Consider the following 22,444-nt stretch of genomic DNA (forward strand, 5'->3'; position numbering starts at 1 on the left):
TGAGGGTGTGCAGGGCCGGGATCAGCGAGCCGGGCGGGAGCGGCCGGTGGACTCGCCCTTCGGGCCATGCCGGGCAACGCTCTCTGCAGTTCTGACGGCGATCTCACCGACTGTGGCCGGCTGCCTCTTCGGCGTCCTCCAGCCGGACGGCCGGCCGGCCTCGCCCGAACGGGGCGGACCTGGCTTCCGCATACCGCTCTGAGCAGTTCGCCTTCGCCGATCGCGCCCCCGGGAGCATGAAAGGATCCTGGCCCAGACGTTGATCCGAGGAGTCGCAGTGGCTGTCATCCACCACACCACGATGAGACCCGGCAAGTTGGAGCTGCTCACCGAGTGGCTGCCGACCCAGCCCTGGTACCGGGGCGGACCGGAGGCGGAGCTCACGAAGGCCGGCGGCTTCCGTCTGGACGACCCGGACGGGGAGGTCGGCATCGAGTTCATGATCGTCACTGATGCCTCGTCGGACGAGCCGGGCACCTACCTGCTGCCGCTGACCTATCGCGGTGCTCCGCTCGACGGCGTGGACGAGGCGCTGATCGGGACTTCCGAGCACGGCGTCCTCGGGACGCGCTGGATCTACGACGGAGTTCACGACCCGGTGCTGGTCGCACGCCTGACCGCGCTGCTCCGCGGCGAGACGGTCGCGCAGGCGCAGAACGAGAGCGACACCCCCGACCCGTCCGTACGGGTGCGCGTCGCCGACCTCGGAACCGCGGTGCCCGTGGTCCACCGGGTGCTCCCTCATCCCGTGTCCGCCGACGTGTCCGGGACGGTCGTCGTGTCCTGGCAGCGCCCGGACGGGACGCGCGCCGAGGGTGTCGTCGCCTCCGCCTAGGGTGCGTATCGAGGCGTGATCGGTCTGCGGGATCGGCTTCCTGGCGGGTCCTGGACCGGTGGCGCCACCGGGTGTCGGCCCCTACTGGCCTCAGGTGTCCCTCTGCTCCCGTGGAGTGACAGGAAGTGTTGTGCACGGCACGTGAGCCGTCCGGTCCGCACCCTCACGCCGCACCCTCAGGCGAACGCCGGCATCACCCGCTCGGCGATGAGCCGCAGCTGCGTGTCCACGTCCGCCGCCCCCGCCAGGTCCCGGCCCGTGAAAGCCTTCACCAGGGTGCGGTCGGTGATCGCGCAGATCATGTGGTTCACGCCGCTGGGCGCGATGTCCCGCTCGATCTTCGCCAGGCACTCCTCGGGCGTGCCCGCGACCGAGAGGCGCTCGGCGATCTCCGGGGTGGTCAGTTCGACACCGCGGGCCAGGTCGCCGGCGCCGATCGCGTCGACGACCGGTTTCAGCTCGGCCGGGTCCACGCCGTTGCGGAGCAGTTGTTCCTCGGGCATCGACGAGGCGTAGATACCGACCATGCTGCGCGCCGCCTCCTTGGCCGCCGCCGAGTCGGGGCCGGTCGCGAAGACCACCCAGGCGCCGATGTCCAGGGACCGCCAGTCCTTGCCGGCCCGCTCCGCGCCCGCCCGGATGTGGTGCACGGCGTAGTCGTAGGCCTCGCGGGTGTAGCTCAGGGCGTGGTGGCAGCCGTCGGACAACTCCCCGGCCGCCTCGAAGGACTTCGGCCCCCGCATCGCGCCGAGCTTCAGCGGCAGCCGGGCCTGCAGGGGACGGGCGAACGTGAACAGGCCGTCGTACGAGAAGAACTCGCCGTCGTGCGTGATGGCGCCCTCGTCGAGGAACGTGCGCATCACGTGCAGGGCTTCCTTGACGCGGGAGAGGGGCCTGGTGCGGGCCCAGTCGATGCGGTACTGGGCGAGCAGGCCGAAGTTGCCGCTGGACAGGACGCCTTCGGCGCGGCCGCCGGAGAGTTCGTCGAGCGTGGCGAGGGCCTGGGCGATCAGGGTCGGTTCGCGCAGCGTGACCGGGGAGACGCTGGGGCCGAGACGGATGCGGCTGGTGCGGCCGGCGGCCGCGGCGAACAGGAGCCACAGGTCCTTGTGCCAGGTCTCGTCGGCGGCGTAGCAGGCGTGGAAGCCGAGTTCGTCGGCGAGCTGGATGGACGCCAGGGAGTCGGTCAGTGGGTAGTCGGGGAGCATCGCGTAACTGAACTTCACGGGCGCCACCTTCCGGTGCGGGAAACGGTGTGCGGCTGTCTGGTGCTCTGCCATCCCGAGGATGTGAGGTCCGGTCCGTCGCTGTCCATAGGCCAAGCTCTCGAAACATTCGATGAGTTGCCTCGTGCTTTCTGGTCGGCTCGTCGCAGGAGATTTTCTTTAGTGGACTTGTGATGCCATGTGGTGGCCTGGGCTGGCAATACGTTGGATCAGCGTCGCTGAAGGGCGAGCGAAGGTTTCGAAATATTTACCGAAACCATTGACGCTTGACGGGTGCAGATCAACACTGCTGCCGTTGTCACCCCCACGAGAGGAAGCACCCGCCATGAACGTGCTCGTCCGACCCGGGCGCCGCAGAAGCGGCCCCGTCACGCTGCTCGTCAGAAGTGCCTGGGCCTTCGCGCTGGCCGCGCTGGCCGCGTTGATGCTGCCGGGCACCGCCCACGCCGGCACGGTCGTCACGACCAACCAGGAGGGCACCAACAACGGCTACTACTACTCGTTCTGGACCGACAGCCAGGGCACCGTCTCCATGGACATGGGGTCCGGCGGCCAGTACAGCACCTCGTGGCGGAACACCGGCAACTTCGTCGCGGGCAAGGGCTGGAGCAACGGCGGACGCAGGACCGTGCAGTACTCGGGCACCTTCAACCCGTCCGGCAACGCGTACCTGACGCTCTACGGGTGGACGTCGAACCCGCTCGTCGAGTACTACATCGTCGACAACTGGGGCACCTTCCGGCCCACGGGCGAGTACAAGGGCACCGTGACCAGCGACGGCGGCACCTACGACATCTACAAGACGACGCGGTACAACGCCCCGTCCGTCGAAGGCACCCGCACCTTCGACCAGTACTGGAGCGTGCGGCAGTCCAAGCGCACCGGTGGCACCATCACCACCGGCAACCACTTCGACGCGTGGGCGCGGGCCGGTATGCCGCTGGGCAACTTCAGCTACTACATGATCATGGCGACCGAGGGCTACCAGAGCAGCGGCAGCTCCAACATCACGGTCGGTGGCACGGGCTCCGGCGGTGGCGGTGGCGGCGGGGGTGGTGGCGGTGGCTGCACCGCGACGGTGTCGGCCGGGCAGCGGTGGGGGGACCGGTACAACCTCAACGTCTCGGTCAGCGGGGCGAGTGACTGGACCGTGACGATGAACGTGCCGTCCCCGGCGAAGGTGCTGTCCACCTGGAACGTCAACGCGAGTTATCCCAGTGCGCAGACGCTGTCCGCCAAGTCGAACGGCAGCGGCAACAACTGGGGTGCCACCATCCAGGCCAACGGCAACTGGACCTGGCCCTCGGTCTCCTGCAGCGCGGGCTGACCACACCTGACACGAGAGGAGGACCCACTCGTATGCGCACCAGACCACGCCCGTCACTGCGTTCCCTCGTCACCGGGGTGGCCGTCGCCACGCTGGCCGCCGCGGGCACCGTCGCCGCCGAGGCCGCGCCCGCGCGGGCCGCCGCCTGCAACGGCTACGTCGGGCTCACCTTCGACGACGGCCCGTCCGGCAACACCCAGGCCCTGCTGAACGCGCTCCGGCAGAACGGGCTGCGGGCCACCATGTTCAACCAGGGCCAGCACGCGGCCCAGAACCCGTCGCTGGTCCGGGCCCAGGTCGACGCCGGCATGTGGGTCGCCAACCACAGCTACACCCATCCGCACATGACTCAGCTGAGCCAGGCGCAGATGGACTCGGAGATCTCCCGGACCCAGCAGGCCATCGCGAGCGCGGGCGGCGGCACACCGAAGCTGTTCCGGCCGCCGTACGGCGAGACCAACGCGACGCTGCGGTCGGTCGAGGCCAAGTACGGGCTGACCGAGGTGATCTGGGACGTCGACACCCAGGACTGGAACAACGCCAGTACCGACGCGATCGTGCAGGCCGTCTCCCGGCTGGGCAACGGCCAGGTCATCCTCATGCACGACTGGCCCGCCAACACGCTCGCGGCCGTTCCGCGCATCGCGCAGACCCTGGCGAGCAAGGGCCTGTGCTCCGGCATGATCTCACCGCAGACCGGCCGCGCGGTCGCCCCCGACGGCGGCAGCGGTGGCGGTGGCGGTGGGGGCGGTGGCGGTGGCTGCACCGCCACGCTGTCGGCCGGGCAGCGGTGGGGGGACCGGTACAACCTGAACGTCTCGGTCAGTGGCGCGAGTGACTGGACCGTGACGATGAACGTGCCGTCCCCGGCGAAGGTGCTGTCCACCTGGAACGTCAACGCGAGTTATCCCAGTGCGCAGACGCTGACCGCCAAGTCGAACGGCAGCGGGAGCAACTGGGGTGCCACCATCCAGGCCAACGGCAACTGGACCTGGCCGACGGTCTCCTGCAGTACGGGCTGAACCGGGCACGTGGTGCGGCACGGCGGTCCCGGCCGCCGTGCCGCACGAGCGTCCGCCCGCCGGCCCCAAAAGGACGTGCACGCCCCCGAGGCACTGGGATACGTTCATGCCTGTTCGAAGGGGGACCGACATGGCGAAGCTGAACCAGATCATCGCTGTCGAAAAGGGCGTCAAGAGCAAATCGCTCCAGGACATCACCGCGGCGCACCAGAAGGTGCAGAAGCCGGCGCTGCTCGCCGGGATCGCGCGTACGTACCAGCCGAAGGACGAGGAGGGCGAGCAGCTGCCGCCCGAGTCGACGCGGGTGCAGGTGCGGGCCGAGGACGTGCTGCGCGAGATGTCCGCGTCGCTGACGCGGCTGTTCGACGTGACCGCGACGAAGGACTGGGCGAACTGCGCGGCCCGCGCGGACGTCACGGTCGACGGGCGGACGGTCGTCGCGGACGTCCCGGTCAGCTACCTGCTCTTCCTGGAGAAGCAGCTCACCGACCTGCACACCTTCGTCAAGAAGCTCCCCACGCTCGACGCCGCCGAGTCCTGGTCCCAGGACCCGTCCACGGACTGGTGGAAGACCGACCCGGTCCGCACGATCCGGACGAAGAAGGTCCCGCGCAACCACGTCAAGGCCGAGGCGACCGACAAGCACCCGGCGCAGGTCGAGGTGTACTACGAGGACGTGCCCATCGGGTACTGGACGACCGTGAAGTTCTCCGGGGCGCTTCCGGCGCGGCGGGTGAACGAGCTGCTGGAGCGGGTCGAGAAGCTCCAGCAGGCCGTGAAGTTCGCCCGCGAGGAGGCCAACGGCGCCGAGGTCACCGACCAGCGGGTCGGCGACGCGGTGTTCGGCTACCTGTTCGGCTGAGGCCGGGCACGGGTAGCCTCCACAGATGCCCCCGCGTGCGAGCGCGGGGGTGCGCGACAGGCGCGGGCCGGATTGAGGACCGGTTCGCGCGACGAGCGCAAGCTGAAACTGAAGTTCAGCCTGAAGAGGCGCGGGCGACGATCGTCCGGGCCGTCAATCTCAGACTCTCGCTCCAGCTTCAGTATCGCCGCCGATCGCCGGATCGACCGGGGACGGACGAACGCCGTCGGATGCGAGTTCGACTCTCGCCTGCACCTCTCCCACGGTGCGGTAGTTCAAAGGAAGAACACGACGGCCTGATGACTGATCCGTCCTCTTAAACGCCGCCGGCGTGCGCAATTGGGTGGCATCCCCAGGGGCCCGGGAGCTGGATACGACTCCCGGGCTCCGCCACGTTCAGGCGGCCGGCGTCCCCGGCGTCCCAGGTACCACCGGTGCTCCCGGCGTCCCCAGAGACCGCTCCGCCACCCGCGCCAGATGCCGCCCGAACACCTCCCGCGCCTGAGGCGTCAGCGTCCGCAGGGCCACCAGCGCCGTGATCACGACGTCGCACAGCTCCGCCTCGACGTCCTCCCACGTGTGGGTGACGCCCTTGCGCGGGTTCTGGCCGGTCGCGCCGATCACCGCCTCGGCGACCTCGCCGACCTCCTCGGACAGCTTCAGCATGCGCAGCAGGAGGCCCTCCCCGCCGCCGACGGGCTGGTCCGTCTCCAGCCACCGCCACAGGTCGTCGATGGTGTCCCAGAGACCGGCGGGCGGGCTGCCGTGATCGTCGTCGCTCATGCGCGGCAGCCTGCCACGGGTGGCGCGGCGCGCGGTATGGGACCGCCGCGTCAGTCGAACAGCGGTTCCTGCTGCTCCTCCGCCGCCTTCCGCACCCGCTTGTTGCGCGCCCCCACGACCACCGTCGTGGCCGCGGCCGTCGCCGCGAACGCCACCGGGACCATCCAGTTCCGGTTGACGGTGTGGCCGAGGGCGTGGTCCAGGGAGAGGCGGCCCGGTCCCGTGACCGCGAGGCCGACGGCCGTCAGACCGAGCGACGCCGCGTACTCGTAACCGCCGGCCTGGGCGAAGAAGCCGCTCGGGACGTGCACCGCCGCGGCGCCCGCCATCGCTCCGGCCGCTGCCGCACCCGCGGCCGGGGTGGCCAGTCCCAGTGCCAGCAGCGCCCCGCCACCGGCCTCGGCGAGGCCCGCCGCGGTGGCGCTGGCCCGGCCCGGCGCGTAGCCCATGGCCTCCATGGCCTGGCCGGTGCCCTCGATCCCGCCGCCGCCGAACCAGCCGAGCAGCTTCTGCGCGCCGTGCGCGGCCAGGACGCCGCCGGTACCCAGTCGGAGCAGCAGCAGCCCCAGATCACGCCGGTCAAAACAGTTCACGTCGACTCCCTCGCAGACGGCGGCGGCTCATCTCCCCACCGTCGCCCGCCCGCGCCGCGCGGGCCCGCCGCGGACGCCGTTCGGGTGGTGGACCCACGCGGCGGGCCGGTCACCCGGTCGGGCGGGAGGGCAGGAGCCGGCCGGGCCGGGGCCGGTCGAGCCCGGGGGCTGGGGCCGGTCGAGCCGGGTGGCCGGTCGGGTGGCGAGGGCCCGGGGGCGGTGTGACGCTGGCCGGCATGACCATTCAGACGACGCGACTCAGCGACCCGGCCGTCCGCGCCTTCGTCGCCGCAGTCAACGCCCACGACCGCGAGGCCTTCCTCGCGCTGCTCGCGCCGGACGCCACCATGGCCGACGACGGGGACGACCGGGACCTCGCCCAGTGGATCGACCAGGAGATCTTCTCCTCCCACGGCCACATGGAGGTCGACAACGAGTCCAACGGCGGTCGCGCCCTCATCGCCCGCTACAGCAACGACACCTGGGGCGAGATGCGTACGCGGTGGAGCTTCACCGTGGGCGAGGACGGGCGGATCGCGCGGTTCGAGACCGGGCAGGCGTAGTCGGCGCGGGGCTGACGTACCGGTCCCGGCTCCGAGCCCCGCCTCACCGCGGGCGGTCGTACGCCCCGCACAGGGTGCCCTGGCCCGGCTGTGGTTCGCGCCCCGCGCGCCGTGCCGATACCCGGGTTCCGTTCCGTCGCGCAGGCCGAGGAGAACGTCGCGCAGGCCGAGAAGAGCGCGGGCGCGCCGGCGAAGGGGCCGCTCGGCGGGGAGCAGAGGGCGGACGCCGACCGGACCGGGGGCGCTGACCCAGGCGGTGATCTGCGCGGCAGCCGTTCCGCCCACCGGTGCGTACCCCGCGGTCGCCCGCGGGATCCACCCCCACCCGGTGCGGCGGAACGGCTGCCGCCTCCCCCCTCGGAATGGTCCGCGGAGTTACCGAAGCTCAACACTCCAAGTGTGAAGCTCTCGTGAAGGAGGGTTGAGCATATGTTCGTCACCGGCCGCAATACAGCGGACCGGGAAATTCCGATTGTGTGGATCGGGGTGGGGGCCTCAGCCCCGCCCCACGTACGGCATCGCCGTCGCCATGACCGTCGCGAACTGCACGTTCGCCTCCAGCGGCAGCTCCGCCATGTGCCGCACCGTGCGCGCCACGTCGGCGACGTCCATCACGGGCTCGGGTGCCGTCTCCCCGTTGGCCTGGAGCGCGCCGGTCTGCATCCCGGCCGTCATGTCGGTCGCCGCGTTGCCGATGTCGATCTGGCCGACCGCGATGCCGTAGGGCCGGCCGTCCAGCGACAGTGACTTGGTCAGGCCCGTCAGCGCGTGCTTCGTCGCCGTGTACGCCACCGAGTGCGGGCGCGGCGTGTGGGCCGAGATCGAGCCGTTGTTGATGATCCGGCCGCCCCGCGGGTCCTGCTCCTTCATCTGCCGGTACGCCGCCTGCGCGCACAGGAAGGCGCCGTTGAGGTTGGTGTCCACGACGTGCCGCCACGCCTCGTAGGGCAGTTCCTCGACCGGTACGCCGCCCGGACCGAACGTCCCGGCGTTGTTGAACAGCAGGTCCAGCCGCCCGAAGCGGTCGCGTACGGCGGCGAACAGGGCCGCCACGTCGTCGGGTTGTGACACGTCGGCACGGACCGGGAGTGCCGTGCCGCCCGCCGGTGCCAGTGCGGCCGTCTCCTCCAGGGGCCCGGGGCGCCGCCCCGCCAGGGTCACCGACCAGCCGGCGGCCAGCAGTTCGACGGCGACCGCCCGGCCGATGCCGGAGCCGGCGCCCGTGACGACGGCGACGCGCTGCGCCCCTTCCCCGCCGGTCTGTTCCTCTCCGGCTTGTTCCTTGCCGTTCTGTTCCTCGTCAGTGGTTCTCACGGTGTTCATGAGTCGGCAGCGTACGGGCCGGCGATCATGCGGAACTCACCCTTCCGACATGAGATCGCCATGTCCGCGCCAAGGGTGTGCCGCTCCCGGCCCGTCGAATGCCCCTTGCAACCACCGCAAGGGGAGGAACGGATGACACCCGCGAACCACCAGGCCCAGCCCTCGCACGTGCCCGAGCTCCGCGCCGCCGCCCGGCACCTGGGCCGCCGCCGCTTCCTGACCGTCACCGGCGCCGCCGCCGCGCTCGCCTTCGCCGTGAACCTGCCGGCCGCCGGCACCGCGAGCGCCGCCGAACTCGACGCGGCGCGGCTCACCGACGACCCCTTCACGCTCGGTGTCGCCTCCGGCGACCCGCAGCCCGAATCCGTCCTGCTGTGGACGCGCCTGGCCCCCGTCCCGTACCAGGCCGACAGCGGACTGCCCGCCGAACGCGTCACCGTCGAATGGGAGCTGGCCCTCGACGAACGGTTCCGCCGCGTCGTCAGACGGGGCAGGGCCACCGCCCACCCCGAGTTCCACCACGCCGTCCACGTCGAGGTCGACCACCTCGCCCCCGGCCACGTCTACTACTACCGCTTCCGCGCCGGCCGCTGGGTCAGCCCGGCCGGCCGCACCCGCACCGCGCCCGCCGGGCGCAGCCGGGTCTCCGGCCTCACCTTCGGCCTGGTCTCCTGCCAGCGCTACGACCAGGGCCACTACACCGCCTACCGGCACCTCGCCCAGGAGGACGTGGACGTCGTCCTCCACCTCGGCGACTACCTCTACGAGTACGCCGTCAACGACGTCGGCGGCTCCCGCGCCTACCCGGTCGGCACCCTGCCCGCCCACTTCAACCACGAGACGGTGACCCTGGAGGACTACCGCCTGCGGTACGCCCTCTACAAATCCGACCCCGACCTGCGGGCCGCGCACGCCGCGCACCCGTTCGTCGTCACCTGGGACGACCACGAGACCGAGAACAACTACGCAGGCGGGACACCCGAGAACAGCGTCCCGCCGGAGGAGTTCCTCATCCGCCGGGCCGCCGCCTACCGCGCCTACTGGGAGAACATGCCGCTGCGCCGCCCGCAGCTGCCCGACGGCGCCGACCTGAAGCTCTACCGCCGCCTGCACTGGGGCCGGCTGGCCCAGTTCGACGTGCTCGACACCCGCCAGTACCGCTCCAACCAGGCCTACGGCGACGGCTGGCAGTTCCCGGGACCGGAGTCCGAGGACTCCTCGCGCACGATGACCGGCGACGCGCAGGAACGCTGGCTGATCAACGGCTGGCACCGGTCGGACGCCCTGTGGAACGTGGTCCCCCAGCAGGTCACCTTCTCGCAGCGGTTCAACTCCACCGCCTCACCGTCCAAGGTCTCCATGGACTCCTGGGACGGCTACCCGGCCTCCCGCGAACGGGTGCTGGCCGGCGCGCAGGCCGCCGGTGTCGAGAACCTGATGGTCCTCACCGGCGACGTGCACGTGCACTACGGCTTCGACATCAAGCGCGACTTCGACGACCCCGGCTCCCGGACCCTGGGCACCGAGATCGTCACCACCTCCGTCACGAGCGGCCGCGACGGCTCGGAGAAGCCGTCCAACTGGGACACGCTCATGGCCGCCAACCCGCACCTGAAGTTCTTCGACGGGCGGCGCGGCTACGCGACCGTCTCCCTCGACCGCCGGCTGGCGCGCGTCGACTTCAAGACGGTGTCCCACGTGACCACCGAGGGCGCGCCGCTGACGACCGCCGCGTCGTTCGTGACGGAGGCGGGGGAGCAGGGCCTCAAGCCGGCGTGACGACCGGCGCGCCCGTCTCGCCCGGGTAGCGGACGCCGACGCGGTCCCGGATCGCGTCGAGCGTCCGCATCACGGCCAGGGTGCCGTCGAGCGGGACCAGCGGGGACTCGGTCTCGCCGGCGCGCAGGGCGCGCATCACCTCCCGCGCCTCGTGGTGGAGGCCGGCCCGGGGTCCGTCGGCCGGGTCGGCCCGGAACTCCTCCGGCTCCCGGCCGTCCCGGTGCAGCACGAAGCTGTCCGGGAAGAAGAAGCCGTCCGGGACGTCGATACGGCCCTGGGAGCCCGTGATCGAGGCGCTGTTGGGCGTACCGCCGGTGATGGAGCAGTGCACCGAGGCGAGAGCGCCGCTCTCGTAGGAGAGCAGCGCGCCCGTCTGGAGGTCGACGCCCTCCTCCGAGAGCACCGCCCGCGCCGCGATGTCCGACGGCTCACCGAGCAGCAGCTGGGCGAACGACACCGGGTACACGCCCAGGTCGAGCAACGCGCCGCCGCCCTGCGCCGGGTCCCGCAGGCGGTGCGCGGGAGGGAAGGGCCCCGCCAGCCCGAAGTCCGCCTGCAGGCTGCGGACCTCGCCGATCACGCCGTCGTCGACCAGCGCCTTCAGCCGCCGCACCATCGGGTTGCAGTACATCCACATCGCTTCCATCAGGAAGCTGCCGCCCTGCCGGGCGAGCGCGACCAGTTCCTCCGCCTCGCGCAGGTTCAGCGTGAACGGCTTCTCGCACAGCACGTTCCGCCCCGCCTCCAGGCACAGGCCGGCGGCCGCCCGGTGCGCCGAGTGCGGGGTCGCGACGTACACCACGTCGACGTCCTCGTCCCGCGCCAGCGTCTCCCAGTCGCCGTACGCCCGCGGTATCCCGAACCGCTCCGCGAACGCCTTCGCCGACGCCTCGGTCCGCGAGGCCACCGCCACGACCTCCGCGTCCGGCAGATCGACCAGATCCGCCGTGAACCTCGCCGACATACCGCCGGTCGCCAGAATTCCCCAGCGCACCTTCTGCCCGGTCTCCACTGACACCCTGCCCCACCCTCGTTCAGGTTCGTTCAAGTCTGTTCGTTCAAGTCCGTACGAGCTGAGAGCATAGGTGCCGGATCTGTCGAAGAGGGAGGGGCACATGCCCGAGCGCGGGCCGTCCATACCGCACGAGTCACCGGACACGACCACCGCACCGGACACCACACCGAAGACCACCCGGGCCACGCAGGCCACGAAAACCACGCAGGCCACGCAGGCCACGGAGATCACCACCAAAACCACGCAGACCACGCAGACCGCACAGGCGGCCGGTCCGGAAACGGGACCGGCCGCCCGCACGCTGCGTGCCACCCGCCGCACCGGGCTGCTCGTCACCCTCATCCTCGGGAGCCTGACCGCGACGCCGCCGCTGGCGATGGACATGTACCTCCCCGCGCTCCCGGAGGTCACCCGGACCCTGGGCGCATCCGCCGCCACCGTCCAGCTCACGCTCACCGCCTGCCTGGCCGGCATGGCCCTCGGCCAGCTCGTCGTCGGACCGATGAGCGACAAGTGGGGCCGCCGTCGCCCGCTCCTGGCCGGCCTCGCCGTCTACGTCGTCGCCACCGCCCTGTGCGCGATCGCCCACTCCGTCGAACTCCTCATCGCCTTCCGGCTGGTGCAGGGACTCGCGGGCGCCGCCGCGATCGTCATCTCCCGGGCCGTCGTCCGCGACCTGTACGACGGCATGGCCATGGCCCGCTTCTTCTCCACCCTCATGCTGATCTCCGGTGTCGCCCCGGTCGTCGCGCCGCTCATCGGCGGGCAGATCCTGCGCGTGACGGACTGGCGGGGCGTGTTCGTCGTGCTCACCGTGGTCGGGGTGGTGCTGGGCGGGATCGTCTGGGCCAAGCTCCCCGAGACCCTGCCGGCCGCCGAACGGCACGCCGGCGGCGTCGGCGACACCCTCCACGCGATGCGCGGCCTGCTCGCCGACCGCGCCTTCACCGGGTACATGCTCGCGGGCGGCTTCGCCTTCGCCTCGCTGTTCGCCTACGTCTCGGCGTCCCCGTTCGTCATCCAGGAGATCTACGGCGCCTCCCCGCAGACGTTCAGCCTGCTGTTCGGCATCAACTCGATCGGCCTGGTGGTCGTCGGTCAGATCAACGGCAAGATCCTGGTCGGACGGGCCCGCCTGGACCGCGTGCTGGGCCTCGGCCTCCTGATCGTCATCGCCGCCGCGACCGCCCTGCTCCTGATGTCGCTGGGCGTCTTCGGCGAGGTCGGCCTGGCGCCGGTCGCCGTCGCGCTGTTCGTGCTGATGTCCGCGATGGGCATCAGCCTGCCCAACACCCAGGCCCTCGCCCTGATGCGGGTCAAGAAGAACGCCGGTTCCGCCTCCGCGCTGCTCGGCACGTCCTCCTTCCTCATCGGCGCCATCGCCTCCCCGCTCGTCGGGATCGCGGGGGAGGACACCGCCCTGCCGATGGCCGTCGTCCAGCTGGTGGCGGCGCTGGTGGCGCTCGCGTTCCTGGTGGGGATGTGCCGTCCTGCCGCCGGACAGACGGTAGGAAAGGCAGTAGGACGGGCGGCGGGACAGGCGGCCGGGCCTACGGCGGGACGGACGGCGGCCGGGCGTGCGCCCGGGAAGGGAGAAGAGAGCTGAGCGCTCCGAGACTGCGCAGCGACACACCGGAGCGGGCCGGACTCGACCCCGAGCAGCTCCGCCGTGTCGTCGAGGAGGTGCACGGCCTCACCGCCGGCGAGCGTCCCTGGGCGGCGGGCGCCGTCGTGGCCGTCGGCCGCGGACCCGTGCTCGCCGTCGAGGAGGCGGCGGGCTGGGCCGTGCGCTACGCGTCCTACGACCCGCGCACCGACACGGGCGTGGAGCTGCCCGCCCGCTCCCGCGTGCCGACGGCCGTCCGTACGCCCTTCGACCTGGCGTCCCTCACCAAGGTGTTCACGGCGGTCGCCGCCGTGCAGCAGATCGAACGGGGCACCCTCGGCATCGACGCCGAGGTCGGCGCCTACCTGCCGGACTTCCGCGCGGCCGCCGCACACCGCGTCACCGTACGGCAGCTGCTCACCCACACCTCCGGGCTGCGGCCCGAACTGCCGCTGTACGACTGCGCCGACGACGAGGAACGGCTGCGGCGGCTGCGCGCGGAGCCACCGGTGGGAGTGCCCGGCACGTACTGCTACTCGGACCTGAACATGCTCCTCCTCCAGCAGGTCCTGGAACGCGTCACCGGCCGCGGCCTCGACGTCCTCGTCCACGACGGGATCACCCGGCCACTGGGCATGACGGCGACGCACTTCGGGCCGTGCCCGGGCGCGGCGGCGACGGAGGACCAGCGGCGGCCGTGGGCCAAGGCGGACCGCGGGATGCTGCGCGGCGTCGTCCACGACGAGAACGCGTGGGCGCTCGGCGGGGTGGCCGGCCACGCGGGGCTGTTCTCCACGGGCCGGGACCTCGCGGTCTTCTGCCGCACGCTGCTCGCGGGCGGCTCGTACGGGCCGGCGCGCATCCTCGGCCCCGACTTCGTGGAACTGCTCCTGACCGAGCCGGGGCTCGGGTTCGCCCTGGACCAGCCGTGGTTCATGGGCGGGCTGGCGGGGCGCGGCGCGGCCGGACACACCGGCTTCACGGGCACGATGCTGGTCCTCGACCGGGCGACGGACACGTTCGCGATCCTCCTAGCCAACACGGTCCATCCCCGTCGCCGCGCCCCCGACAACCGGCCCCGGGCGGCGCTGGGGACGCGGGTGGCCCGCGCGGTGCGGGCGGTGCGGGAGACCTGAGCGGGGCGCCCGCGGCGGCCTGCGCGAGCCGGGTCCGTGGGGGAGGCCGCCCGCATCCCCGCCCCCGCGCCCCCGCGCCCCTGTATCCCCGCATCCCCGCGCCCCCGCTCACCGCCGGCCCGCCCAGCCCGCCCAGCCCACCCGGCCCGCCCCGTAGAATCACCGGGTGAACGACCCCGCCACCCCCGCCGACGCCCTGCGTGCCGCCCTCGCCGACCTGGTCGACGGGCTGCCGCCCCGGCAGGCCGCCCAGGCCGTGGAGCGGCTGATCGCCAGCTACCGCGGGGCCACCCCGACCGACGCCCCGATCCTGCGGGACCGCGCCGACGTCGTCGCCTACGCCGCGTACCGCATGCCGGCGACCTTCGCGGCCGTGCGGTCGGCGCTGGCGGCGTTCGCGGACACGGTGCCCGGGTGGGCGCCCGGGAGCCACGTCGACATCGGCGGCGGGACCGGCGCGGCGACCTGGGCCGTCAGCGACACGTGGGAGGGCGTTCGCCCGGTGACCGTGCTCGACTGGGCCGAGCCCGCGCTCGCCCTCGGCCGGGAGATCGCCGCCGCCCGTCCCGCCCTGCGCGACGTCCGCTGGCAGCGCTCCCGGATCGGAGCGGCGCTCACCGTCGAGAGCACCGACCTCGTCACCGTCTCCTACGTCCTCAACGAGCTGACCGGCCCCGACCGCGACGCGCTCGTCGACGCCGCCGCCACCGCCGCGCAGGCCGTCGTGATCGTCGAGGCCGGCACCCCCGACGGCTACGCCCGCGTCATCGAGGCCCGCGACCGGCTGATCGCCGCCGGCTTCCAGGTCGCCGCCCCCTGCCCGCACAGCGCCGCCTGCCCCATCGTGCCCGGCACGGACTGGTGCCACTTCGCGGCCCGGGTCAGCCGTTCCTCCCTGCACCGTCAGGTCAAGGGCGGCTCGCTCGCCTACGAGGACGAGAAGTTCAGCTACGTCGCCGCCACCCGGTTCCCGGCCGGCCCCGCCCCCTCCCGGGTGGTCCGGCGTCCGCAGATCCGCAAGGGCCAGGTCCTGCTCGACCTGTGCGAGACGTCGCCGTCCAGCCCGCACGAGCGGCTCGGCCGCCGGACGGTCACCAAGCGCCACGGCGACCTGTACAAGGCCGCCCGCGACGCGGACTGGGGCGATCCCTGGCCCCCGTCGGAGGCGTGAGCGGGCACGGCGTCCGGCCGGACATGACGGCCAACCCCCGGAGCCAGTAGGGTCGTCGGCCGAAGGACGGGGAGGGGCGGACGGCGGCACCGCGGAACGGCACGGCCGGCGAGCTTCCCTCCAGGACGACGGCCGGGGCGGTGCGGACGAGGGCGGCGGTTCGCACCGGACCGGTGTCCGGCGCCGCCTCGCGGCCCACGACGGCACCCCGCGCCGGGCCGGCCCGCCCGGCGGACCGACGACCCTGGAAGTGAACCTCCCCCGTGGAACGTGAAATGGACCGTGGCACGACCGGCGGCGCGGACCGCCCCCTGCGGATCGTGATCGCCGAGGACGACCCCCTGCTGCGCGAGGGCCTCGCCCTGCTGCTGCGCGCGGAGGGCCTGGACGTGGTCGCCACCGCGGACACCGCCGAGTCGGTGCTCGACGCCATCGACGAGCACGAGCCCGACGTGGCCATCCTGGACGTACGCATGCCGCCCACGCACACCGACGAGGGCATCCGCGCGGCCGTCGAGGCCCGGCGCCGCCGCCCCGCGCCGGCCGTCCTGGTGCTGTCCGCGTACGTCGAGCAGTCCTTCGCCACCGACCTGCTCACCGGCGGGGTCGGCGGACTCGGTTACCTGCTCAAGGAGCGCGTCGGGCGGGTCGAGCAGTTCATGGACGCGCTGCGCAGGGTCGCGGCCGGGGGCACCGCCATCGACCCGGAGGTCGTCGCCCAGTTGTTCACCCGGACCCGCCAGGACACCCGCCTGGAGCGTCTCAGCCCGCGCGAGCGGGAGGTGCTCGCCCTGATGGCCGAGGGCCTGGGCAACAGCGCCATCGCCGGACGGCTCGTCGTCACCGACGGCGCGGTCCACAAGCACATCCGCAGCATCTTCGCCAAGCTCGACCTGTCCCCGGCCGACCAGGTCGACCGGCGCGTGGCGGCCGTCCTGCACTACCTGGAGAACGCGCGGCCGCAGCCCCACTGACCGGCGGGGTGCGGCCTGCCGCACCCCGGGCCGGTCCGACGGCGGCCTCCCGGGCGCCGCCGACCGGCCGACGCCTGCCGCCGACGCCCTGCCGGCGCCGCCCGGAGGGCCGTCCGCCTACCCCTCCCTCACGACGTCCCGTCGCTCGCGGCGGCCTCCTCCCGGTCCTTCTGCTGCCGCTCCTGGAGCCTGCGCAGCAGTTCGCGTTTCTGCGCCTGCGGGTCCGGTCCGCCGCCGATCCGGCCGGTCCGGTCGCCGCCGCGCAGGGCGTCGCGGGTGAGTTTGCGGCGCGTGCCGCCGACGCCCAGCATGTTTCCGGCTCCACCTCGGGACATGACTCTCCCCTCTCGGTACGAGCGTGAAGACGAGACGTGCCGTCTCGACTGTTTCCACGACCCACTGTCCGGCGAGACGCACCGTCTTGTCAACCTGGTAAATTCGATACATGGCCGTCCAGAAAGCAGTCCCCACCCAGACAATTGCCCCCGACCGGCAGAACCCCGACGCCACCCGTCGCAGCCAGCGGTCCCGCCAGGCCATCTACGACGCCGCCCTCGCGCTCGTCGCGGAGGTCGGTTACCCGAAGACCACCATCGAGGGCATCGCCGCCCGCGCCGGCGTCGGCAAGCAGACGATCTACCGCTGGTGGTCCTCGAAGGCGGACGTCCTGCTGGAGGCCTTCCTCGACCTGGGCGAGCGGGCCGTGCAGGCCGCCGGCGAGGAGGCGTACGCCATCCCGGACACCGGCGATGTCGCCGCCGACCTCAAGACCGTGCTGCGCGCCACCGTCGACGAACTGGGGGATCCGAAGTTCGAAGCCCCCTACCGCGCCCTGGCCGCGGAGGGCGTCGTCAACGAACAGCTCGGCCGGGAGTTCGTCGCCCGGCTCCTGGAGCCGTCGCTCCAGCTCCACGCCGACCGGCTGCGCGCCGCCCAGGAGGCCGGCCACGTACGGCCGGATATCGATCCGCGCATCGGACTGGAGCTCTTCGTCTCCCCGCTCGCCCAGCGCTGGCTCCAGCACACGGGGCCGATCTCCCACGCCTACACCGACACACTCGTCGACTACGCGCTCCACGGGCTCGCGCCGCGATGACCGGCGGAGCCCGGCGAAGAGACCCGGCCAGGGAAACCCGACACGGGAAACCCGACACGGGAAACCCGACACGGGAAACCCGACACGGGAAACCCGACACGGGAAACCCGACCGGGGAAGTTTGTCCCTTCCCGACCCCGAAGCGCGGAATGGTGCGACCATAGGGCATGCTGGTGCGCACGACGGCGAGGCGAAGGGGATAGATGAGCGCGGAGTTCGGCGGTCGGAGCGGCCTGCAGGGCAAACTCTCCCAGTGGCTGCGCGGACGCCGCCCCAAGGAGGCCCCCGGTGACGGTGGCCGGGAGGACCTGCTGCTCGCCGCCGCCGGTGCGGGACTGCCGCTGGCGCCCGCCGCGCACCCGGCCGGATACCGCTGCTCCTGCGACCGCGTCGGCTGCCCCACGCCGGCCCGGCACCCGGTGTCCTTCGCCTGGCAGACGCAGTCCACCACCGACCGCGCGCAGATCGAGCGCTGGGCCCGCCACCAGCCCGAGGCCAACTTCATCACCGCGACCGGCATGGTGCACGACGTCCTCGACGTCCCCCTCCAGGCCGGTCGCGAGGCGCTTCAGCGCCTGCTCGACGCGGGTATCGAGGTCGGCCCGGTCGCCGAGAGCGACGACGGCCGCATGCTGCTCTTCACCCTCACCCGCGGCACCCCCGAGGACGAGGACGAGTGGTGGCCCTGCGAGCTGGACTGCCACCCCGAGACGATGGACGAGCATCCCGGTCTGCGCTGGCACTGCCGGGGCTCGTACGTCCTCGTACCGCCCGCCCGGCTGCCTGGTGAGGACCGGACGGTGCACTGGGTGCGCGGCCCCGAGCACCCGCTGCCGGACCCGCTGACCCTGCTGGAGACCCTCACCGACGCGTGCGCCCGGCACGCCGGCGAGGAGAGCGACCAGGCGGGCGAGGCCTGGCCCCTGCGCCGCTGAGCCGGCGCGGTGCCACCCGCCGCCGCTACTCGCCCTTCGCCGACGTCAGACCCTGGACCCGTCCCAGGACCGACACCTGCCCGGCGCCCGAGCCGTCCGCCGGGTCGAGCGCGATCTGGTTGGAGACGAACTCCATCGTCAGGGACTGCTTGATCTCGCCGTCCGTCAGCGCCAGCACGTCCTTGTTCGGCGCCGGCACCGACGTGCCCTGCGCGGCGGTCCGCTTCTCGTAGTGCCGCGTGGTGAAGAACACCAGCGCCCCGCCGTCCTCCGTACGCAGCGCCAGCGGCGCGTAGTCGCCGTTCGTCAGCGGTTCGTCGATGAACTGCGTGACCAGGCCGGGGCGGATCGACCGCTTCTCCCGCGACTGCCGCCAGGCACTGGTGTGGGTGCCGTCCGCGAAGGCCTTCCCGCCGTCCTTCAGATACGTCGTGTAGCCCTTGCTCAGGCCGGCGGGCGGGACGGCTAGGCCGGTGGTGTTCGCGGGGACGGCCTCCGCCCAGCCGTCCCGGTCGGTCTTGAACTCGGGCATCTTCCCGGGCGCGACCAGCGTCAGGTACGCGGCCTGCCAGGTCTCCTCCAGGCCGTCCCGGGTGAAGACCAGCACCCAGCGCGAGTCGCCGCCCTTGTTGCCCTTGGCGTCCGCGACGAACCAGCGCGGCCAGCCCGCCTTCTTCGGGATCGTGAACTTCGCGTCCGTCAGCTCCAGCGGCGTGTGCGAAGCGTTGCCGCCCGGGTTGTTGGCCCGGCCCGCCTTCAGCCGCGCCGAGTCGATGGCGGCGAGGGCGCCGGTGGTGTGCTCGGCGTCGAGGGAGGAGTCGTACGCCTTGTCGGCCGCGTTGTACGCGGAGGTGAACTCCTGGAGCGCCTTCGCGGCCTCGGCCCGGGTGGTCGCGGGGAGCACCTCGCGCTCTCCGTGCACCACCACGCAGCCGCTCGCCGTCAACGACAAAGCGGTCGCCGAGGCGGCTATGAGCGCGCACTGGTCAAGCCTGCGGGGCCTACGAGGGCCGCGATCCCTGCTCATCAGGTCTTCTTCACCTTCCCCTTCCCGGAGGCGAACCCTACCGGGGCGAGGCGGCGCGCGAACCCCGGGACCGGGTACAGCGGCCACACCGTGACCTCCCGTCACGGCACGCGCCTCGGGACGACCAGCACCGCCCCCGTGCGCGGGTGCGGCAGCACCTCCACCGGCTGGTCGTAGACCTCGGACAGCAGCTGCTCGGAGAGCACCTGTGCCGGCGGCCCGTCGGCCGCGACCCGGCCGGCGCACAGCACCGCGACCCGGTCCGCGTACGCCGCCGCCAGGGAGAGGTCGTGCAGTACGACGACCACCGCGTCCCCGGCCCGCGCCCGCTCCCGGCACAGCCGCAGCACCAGTTCCTGGTGCCGCAGGTCCAGAGCCGCGGTCGGTTCGTCGAGCAGCAGCAGGGAAGCGCGCTGCGCGAGCACGCGGGCCAGCGCCACCCGGGCCCGCTCGCCGCCGCTGAGCGCGGAGAACGGCCGCCCGGCGAAACCGGTCACCTCCGTGCGCGCCATCGCCTCGGCCACCGCCGCGTCGTCCTCGTCCTCCCGACCGGTCCCCGCCCAGGGCGCCCGGCCCATCCGGACGACCTCCTCCACCGGGAAGGGGAAGGACAGCGACGCCGACTGCGGCAGCACGGCCCGGCGCAGCGCGAGTTCGGGCGCGGACCACTCGGTCACCGGGCGGCCGTGGACGCGTACGACGCCCTCGGCGGCCGGAAGATCGGCGGCCAGCGCACCCAACAGGGTGGACTTGCCCGCCCCGTTGGGTCCCACCAGCGCCAGCACCTCGCCGGCGCGGACGCGGGCGCCCACTCCGTCCAGGACCGGCCGCCCGCCGAGACGCACGCGCAGACCGTCGGCCTCGGCGAGGACGTCGCCGGGCGCGGCCGGGGACGGCGGCGCCGGACGGGACGGCACCAGCCGCGGGAACCTCACGCCCCTCATGCCCAACCCCCCTGCCTGCGCCGGGTGCGGCGCAGCAGCCAGAAGAAGAACGGGCTGCCCAGCAGCGCCGTCAGCACCCCGAGCGGCAGCTCGGCGGGGACCGCGACCGTGCGGGCGGCCAGGTCGGCGGCGAGCAGCACGAGCGCGCCGAGCAGCGCACTGCCCGGGATCAGGAACCGGTGCCCGGGACCCGCCGCCATCCGCAGCAGATGCGGGACGACCAGCCCGACGAAACCGATGACCCCGGCCACGCTCACGGCCGCCGCGGTCAGCAGCGCGATCACCAGGACCAGCACGATCCGCAGCCGCTCCACGTCCACGCCCAGGTGCCGGGCCGGGCGTTCACCGAGCGCGAGCAGATCGAGCCGGCGGGCGTACAGCGGGGCCAGCCCGAGGCCGAGCGCCGCGCACGGCAGCACCGCCAGCACCTTCGGCCAGGTCGCCTGCGCGAGCGAGCCCAGCTGCCAGAAGGTGATCTGGTTGACCGCCGCCGTGTCCGCGAAGAACAGGAACAGCCCGATCAGCGCCCCCGCGAAGGCGTTCACCGCGATGCCCGTGAGGATCAGCGTCACGACCTCCGTACGGCCGCCCGACCGGGACATCGCGTACACCACCAGGACGGTGACCAGGCCGGAGACGAACGCGAAGACGGACACCGTCCAGGTGCCGAGGAAGTCGATGCCGAACGCGATGGCGGCGACCGCGCCGACCGCCGCGCCCGAGGAGACGCCGATGACGCCCGGCTCGGCGAGCGGGTTGCCGAATACGCCCTGCATCAACGCGCCCGCGCAGCCCAGCGAGGCGCCGACGAGCAGCGCCAGCACGATCCGGGGGAACCGCACGTTCCACAGCACCGACTCGGCCACCCGGTCCAGTTCCGTGCCGCCGAGCCCGATCCGGTGCGGCAGCGAGCCGAGCACGTCACCGACCGGGACCGGGTAGGCGCCGGTACCGGCCGCGACCGGGACGAGGAGCGCGAGACCGGCGACCAGGGCGGCCGTCAGCAGCCAGGCGGCGGTGCGCCGGCCGCGGGGTGGGGGCGGGGCCGGCTCGGCGGACGCCTCGGGGAGCTCGGGGCGAACCGGCTTGCCCAGTACGGTCATCGGGCGCCGCCCTCGCCGTACAGCTGGGCCACGACCGACTTCAGCACCTGGTCGGTGCGCGGGCCGTAGTTGAGGAGCACGCCGTCCTCGACCGAGACGATCCGGCGGTCCAGGCCGGCCGGGGTCTGGGCGACACCGGGGATCTTCACCAGCCCGTCGACGCCGCCGACCGACTCCAGGCCCTTGCTCATCACGAGGATCGCGTCGGGCGCGGCCTCGGCGAGTGCCTCGGTGGTGATCGCGGTGAAGTCCTTCACCAGGCCCGAGGCGGCCCCGGCGTCCACCGCACCGGCCGCCTCGATCAGTGAACCGGCGCCGGATTCCCTGCCGCCGATGAGGTAGACGGAGGCCGAGCCGCGCAGGTAGAGGAAGGCGACGCGCGGCCGGTCGCCGTCCGGAACGTCCTTACGGACGGCCGCGATCCGCTCCTCCGAGCGCCGGGTCAGTTCCCTTCCGGCCGCCGGTACGCCGAGCGCGTCGGCGACCGCCTGGATGCGCGGGCCCACGTCGTCCAGGCCCTTGGCCGCCTCGACGGACACCACCGGCACACCGGCGGCGCGGATCTGGTCGACGGCCTCCTCCGGCCCGGTGGTGGTCTCGGCGATCACGAGGTCCGGCCTGAGCGACAGCACGCTCTCGGCGGAGACGTCGTGGCCCCGGGTGACCACGGGCAGCTTCGCCGCCTGGTCGAAGGTGGCGGTGACGTCCCGGGCGACGACCCGGTCACCGAGCCCGAGCGTGAAGACGATCTCGCTGAGGCTTCCGGAGAGGGGGACGACGCGCCCGGCCCGTTCCACCGTCACCTGCTCGCCGTCGGCGGAGCGGACGGTCGCGGGCAGTCTCGGCTCGGGTCTCTTCGCGAGCGGCTCGACCCGGTCGGTGACGGGGGCCGCCGCCGCGGCGGCCCCCGGGCCGGACCCGGCGCCGGACGCCGCGCCGGAGGAGCCTCCGCATCCGGTGGCGGTCAGGGTCAGGGCGAGCGCGGACAGCAGTGCTCCCGCCAGTCGGTTCCGCAAGCGTCGCACGGTGGTGTCCGTTCCTCTCGTCGACCGCCAGTATCAGTCAGCCAGAGCTTAGGTTAGCCTTACCTTCGTTCGCTACCGGCCCCCCGATGCGGAGGACTT

22 protein-coding genes and 1 pseudogene are annotated in these 22,444 nt (G+C 72.8%); 12 read left to right on the forward strand and 11 right to left on the reverse strand.

What is annotated here, in order from left to right; translation table 11 throughout:
- Window positions 1-277 precede the first annotated feature (277 nt).
- Window positions 278-835 carry a maltokinase N-terminal cap-like domain-containing protein gene (locus tag ACP4J0_RS25845; RefSeq protein ID WP_426601123.1) on the forward strand — a complete coding sequence of 186 codons (558 nt, stop codon included), beginning with the start codon at window positions 278-280 and terminating at the stop codon, window positions 833-835.
- Window positions 836-1,011: 176 nt separating this feature from the next.
- Here the strand turns inward: ACP4J0_RS25845 and ACP4J0_RS25850 are convergent, their stop codons facing one another.
- Complete coding sequence (locus tag ACP4J0_RS25850; RefSeq protein WP_426601124.1) at window positions 1,012-2,061, reverse strand: LLM class flavin-dependent oxidoreductase; 1,050 nt, start codon at window positions 2,059-2,061, stop codon at window positions 1,012-1,014.
- 325 nt (window positions 2,062-2,386) lie between these two features.
- Between ACP4J0_RS25850 and ACP4J0_RS25855 the strand changes: the two genes are divergently transcribed.
- The 3 genes from ACP4J0_RS25855 (at window position 2,387) to ACP4J0_RS25865 (ending at window position 5,272) form a co-directional block, all read left to right on the forward strand.
- The gene (locus tag ACP4J0_RS25855; protein ID WP_426601125.1) at window positions 2,387-3,388 is read left to right on the forward strand and encodes a glycoside hydrolase family 11 protein; all 1,002 of its coding nucleotides are present in this window, start codon (window positions 2,387-2,389) and stop codon (window positions 3,386-3,388) included.
- 32 nt (window positions 3,389-3,420) lie between these two features.
- Window positions 3,421-4,410, forward strand: coding sequence for a polysaccharide deacetylase family protein (locus tag ACP4J0_RS25860; RefSeq protein WP_426601126.1), 990 nt, complete (start codon window positions 3,421-3,423; stop codon window positions 4,408-4,410).
- Window positions 4,411-4,540: 130 nt separating this feature from the next.
- The gene (locus ACP4J0_RS25865; protein ID WP_426601127.1) at window positions 4,541-5,272 is read left to right on the forward strand and encodes a hypothetical protein; all 732 of its coding nucleotides are present in this window, start codon (window positions 4,541-4,543) and stop codon (window positions 5,270-5,272) included.
- A 396-nt stretch (window positions 5,273-5,668) separates the two neighbouring features.
- Here the strand turns inward: ACP4J0_RS25865 and ACP4J0_RS25870 are convergent, their stop codons facing one another.
- Both ACP4J0_RS25870 and ACP4J0_RS25875 read right to left on the reverse strand, forming a co-directional pair.
- Window positions 5,669-6,055, reverse strand: coding sequence for a MazG-like family protein (locus ACP4J0_RS25870; RefSeq protein ID WP_426601128.1), 387 nt, complete (start codon window positions 6,053-6,055; stop codon window positions 5,669-5,671).
- Between the two features lie 50 nt (window positions 6,056-6,105).
- A complete protein-coding gene (locus ACP4J0_RS25875) occupies window positions 6,106-6,648 on the reverse strand; it encodes a DoxX family protein (protein WP_426557832.1) in 543 nt (180 codons plus the stop codon).
- Between the two features lie 236 nt (window positions 6,649-6,884).
- Here ACP4J0_RS25875 and ACP4J0_RS25880 point away from each other — a divergent pair, with 236 nt between their 5' ends.
- Window positions 6,885-7,211 (forward strand): nuclear transport factor 2 family protein, encoded by a 327-nt coding sequence (locus ACP4J0_RS25880; protein WP_426522504.1) that lies wholly within the window; start codon window positions 6,885-6,887, stop codon window positions 7,209-7,211.
- Window positions 7,212-7,706: 495 nt separating this feature from the next.
- On the opposite strand, the gene ACP4J0_RS25885 is transcribed toward ACP4J0_RS25880, so the two are convergent.
- A complete protein-coding gene (locus ACP4J0_RS25885) occupies window positions 7,707-8,534 on the reverse strand; it encodes an SDR family oxidoreductase (RefSeq protein WP_426601129.1) in 828 nt (275 codons plus the stop codon).
- A gap of 132 nt (window positions 8,535-8,666) precedes the next feature.
- Here ACP4J0_RS25885 and ACP4J0_RS25890 point away from each other — a divergent pair, with 132 nt between their 5' ends.
- Window positions 8,667-10,313 carry an alkaline phosphatase D family protein gene (locus ACP4J0_RS25890; RefSeq protein ID WP_426601130.1) on the forward strand — a complete coding sequence of 549 codons (1,647 nt, stop codon included), beginning with the start codon at window positions 8,667-8,669 and terminating at the stop codon, window positions 10,311-10,313.
- On the opposite strand, the gene ACP4J0_RS25895 is transcribed toward ACP4J0_RS25890, so the two are convergent.
- Window positions 10,300-11,331, reverse strand: a complete 1,032-nt coding sequence (locus ACP4J0_RS25895) for a Gfo/Idh/MocA family protein (RefSeq protein ID WP_426601131.1) — start codon at window positions 11,329-11,331, stop codon at window positions 10,300-10,302. The genes ACP4J0_RS25890 and ACP4J0_RS25895 overlap by 14 nt on opposite strands.
- Window positions 11,332-11,428: 97 nt before the next feature.
- Here ACP4J0_RS25895 and ACP4J0_RS25900 point away from each other — a divergent pair, with 97 nt between their 5' ends.
- The 4 genes from ACP4J0_RS25900 to ACP4J0_RS25915 all read left to right on the forward strand — a co-directional run bounded on the left by ACP4J0_RS25900 (window position 11,429) and on the right by ACP4J0_RS25915 (window position 16,215).
- Window positions 11,429-12,934 (forward strand): multidrug effflux MFS transporter, encoded by a 1,506-nt coding sequence (locus ACP4J0_RS25900; RefSeq protein ID WP_426601132.1) that lies wholly within the window; start codon window positions 11,429-11,431, stop codon window positions 12,932-12,934.
- 77 nt (window positions 12,935-13,011) lie between these two features.
- The gene (locus ACP4J0_RS25905; protein ID WP_426601133.1) at window positions 13,012-14,070 is read left to right on the forward strand and encodes a serine hydrolase domain-containing protein; all 1,059 of its coding nucleotides are present in this window, start codon (window positions 13,012-13,014) and stop codon (window positions 14,068-14,070) included.
- 166 nt (window positions 14,071-14,236) lie between these two features.
- Window positions 14,237-15,241 carry a small ribosomal subunit Rsm22 family protein gene (locus tag ACP4J0_RS25910; RefSeq protein ID WP_426601134.1) on the forward strand — a complete coding sequence of 335 codons (1,005 nt, stop codon included), beginning with the start codon at window positions 14,237-14,239 and terminating at the stop codon, window positions 15,239-15,241.
- A gap of 275 nt (window positions 15,242-15,516) precedes the next feature.
- Entirely contained in the window at window positions 15,517-16,215 is a 699-nt protein-coding gene (locus ACP4J0_RS25915) for a response regulator transcription factor (protein ID WP_426601135.1), read from the forward strand.
- A 128-nt stretch (window positions 16,216-16,343) separates the two neighbouring features.
- On the opposite strand, the gene ACP4J0_RS25920 is transcribed toward ACP4J0_RS25915, so the two are convergent.
- Entirely contained in the window at window positions 16,344-16,550 is a 207-nt protein-coding gene (locus tag ACP4J0_RS25920; protein ID WP_426601136.1) for a DUF6243 family protein, read from the reverse strand.
- Window positions 16,551-16,660: 110 nt separating this feature from the next.
- On the opposite strand from ACP4J0_RS25920, the gene ACP4J0_RS25925 reads away from it, so the two are divergent.
- On the forward strand, window positions 16,661-17,311 hold the full coding sequence (locus tag ACP4J0_RS25925; protein WP_426601137.1) for a TetR/AcrR family transcriptional regulator: 651 nt from the start codon (window positions 16,661-16,663) through the stop codon (window positions 17,309-17,311).
- 203 nt (window positions 17,312-17,514) lie between these two features.
- Window positions 17,515-18,246, forward strand: a complete 732-nt coding sequence (locus tag ACP4J0_RS25930) for a bifunctional DNA primase/polymerase (protein ID WP_426601138.1) — start codon at window positions 17,515-17,517, stop codon at window positions 18,244-18,246.
- 25 nt (window positions 18,247-18,271) lie between these two features.
- On the opposite strand, the gene ACP4J0_RS25935 is transcribed toward ACP4J0_RS25930, so the two are convergent.
- The 5 genes and pseudogenes from ACP4J0_RS25935 to ACP4J0_RS25955 form a co-directional block, all read right to left on the reverse strand.
- Window positions 18,272-19,273: a hypothetical protein gene (locus ACP4J0_RS25935; RefSeq protein WP_426601139.1), complete on the reverse strand. Its 1,002-nt coding sequence runs from the start codon at window positions 19,271-19,273 to the stop codon at window positions 18,272-18,274.
- Window positions 19,248-19,371: pseudogene (locus ACP4J0_RS25940) on the reverse strand (iron transporter); the annotation flags it as partial. The gene ACP4J0_RS25935 and the pseudogene ACP4J0_RS25940, both read right to left, overlap by 26 nt.
- 3 nt (window positions 19,372-19,374) lie before the next feature.
- Entirely contained in the window at window positions 19,375-20,217 is an 843-nt protein-coding gene (locus tag ACP4J0_RS25945) for a heme ABC transporter ATP-binding protein (protein ID WP_426601140.1), read from the reverse strand.
- The gene (locus ACP4J0_RS25950) at window positions 20,214-21,320 is read right to left on the reverse strand and encodes a FecCD family ABC transporter permease (protein WP_426601141.1); all 1,107 of its coding nucleotides are present in this window, start codon (window positions 21,318-21,320) and stop codon (window positions 20,214-20,216) included. The genes ACP4J0_RS25945 and ACP4J0_RS25950 overlap by 4 nt, the downstream gene beginning before the upstream one ends.
- Complete coding sequence (locus ACP4J0_RS25955; protein ID WP_426601142.1) at window positions 21,317-22,345, reverse strand: heme/hemin ABC transporter substrate-binding protein; 1,029 nt, start codon at window positions 22,343-22,345, stop codon at window positions 21,317-21,319. Before ACP4J0_RS25955 ends, ACP4J0_RS25950 begins: the two co-directional genes overlap by 4 nt.
- Window positions 22,346-22,444 lie beyond the last annotated feature (99 nt).

It is taken from the genome of Streptomyces sp. WG7, from assembly GCF_049975785.1.
Lineage (GTDB): Bacteria > Actinomycetota > Actinomycetes > Streptomycetales > Streptomycetaceae > Streptomyces.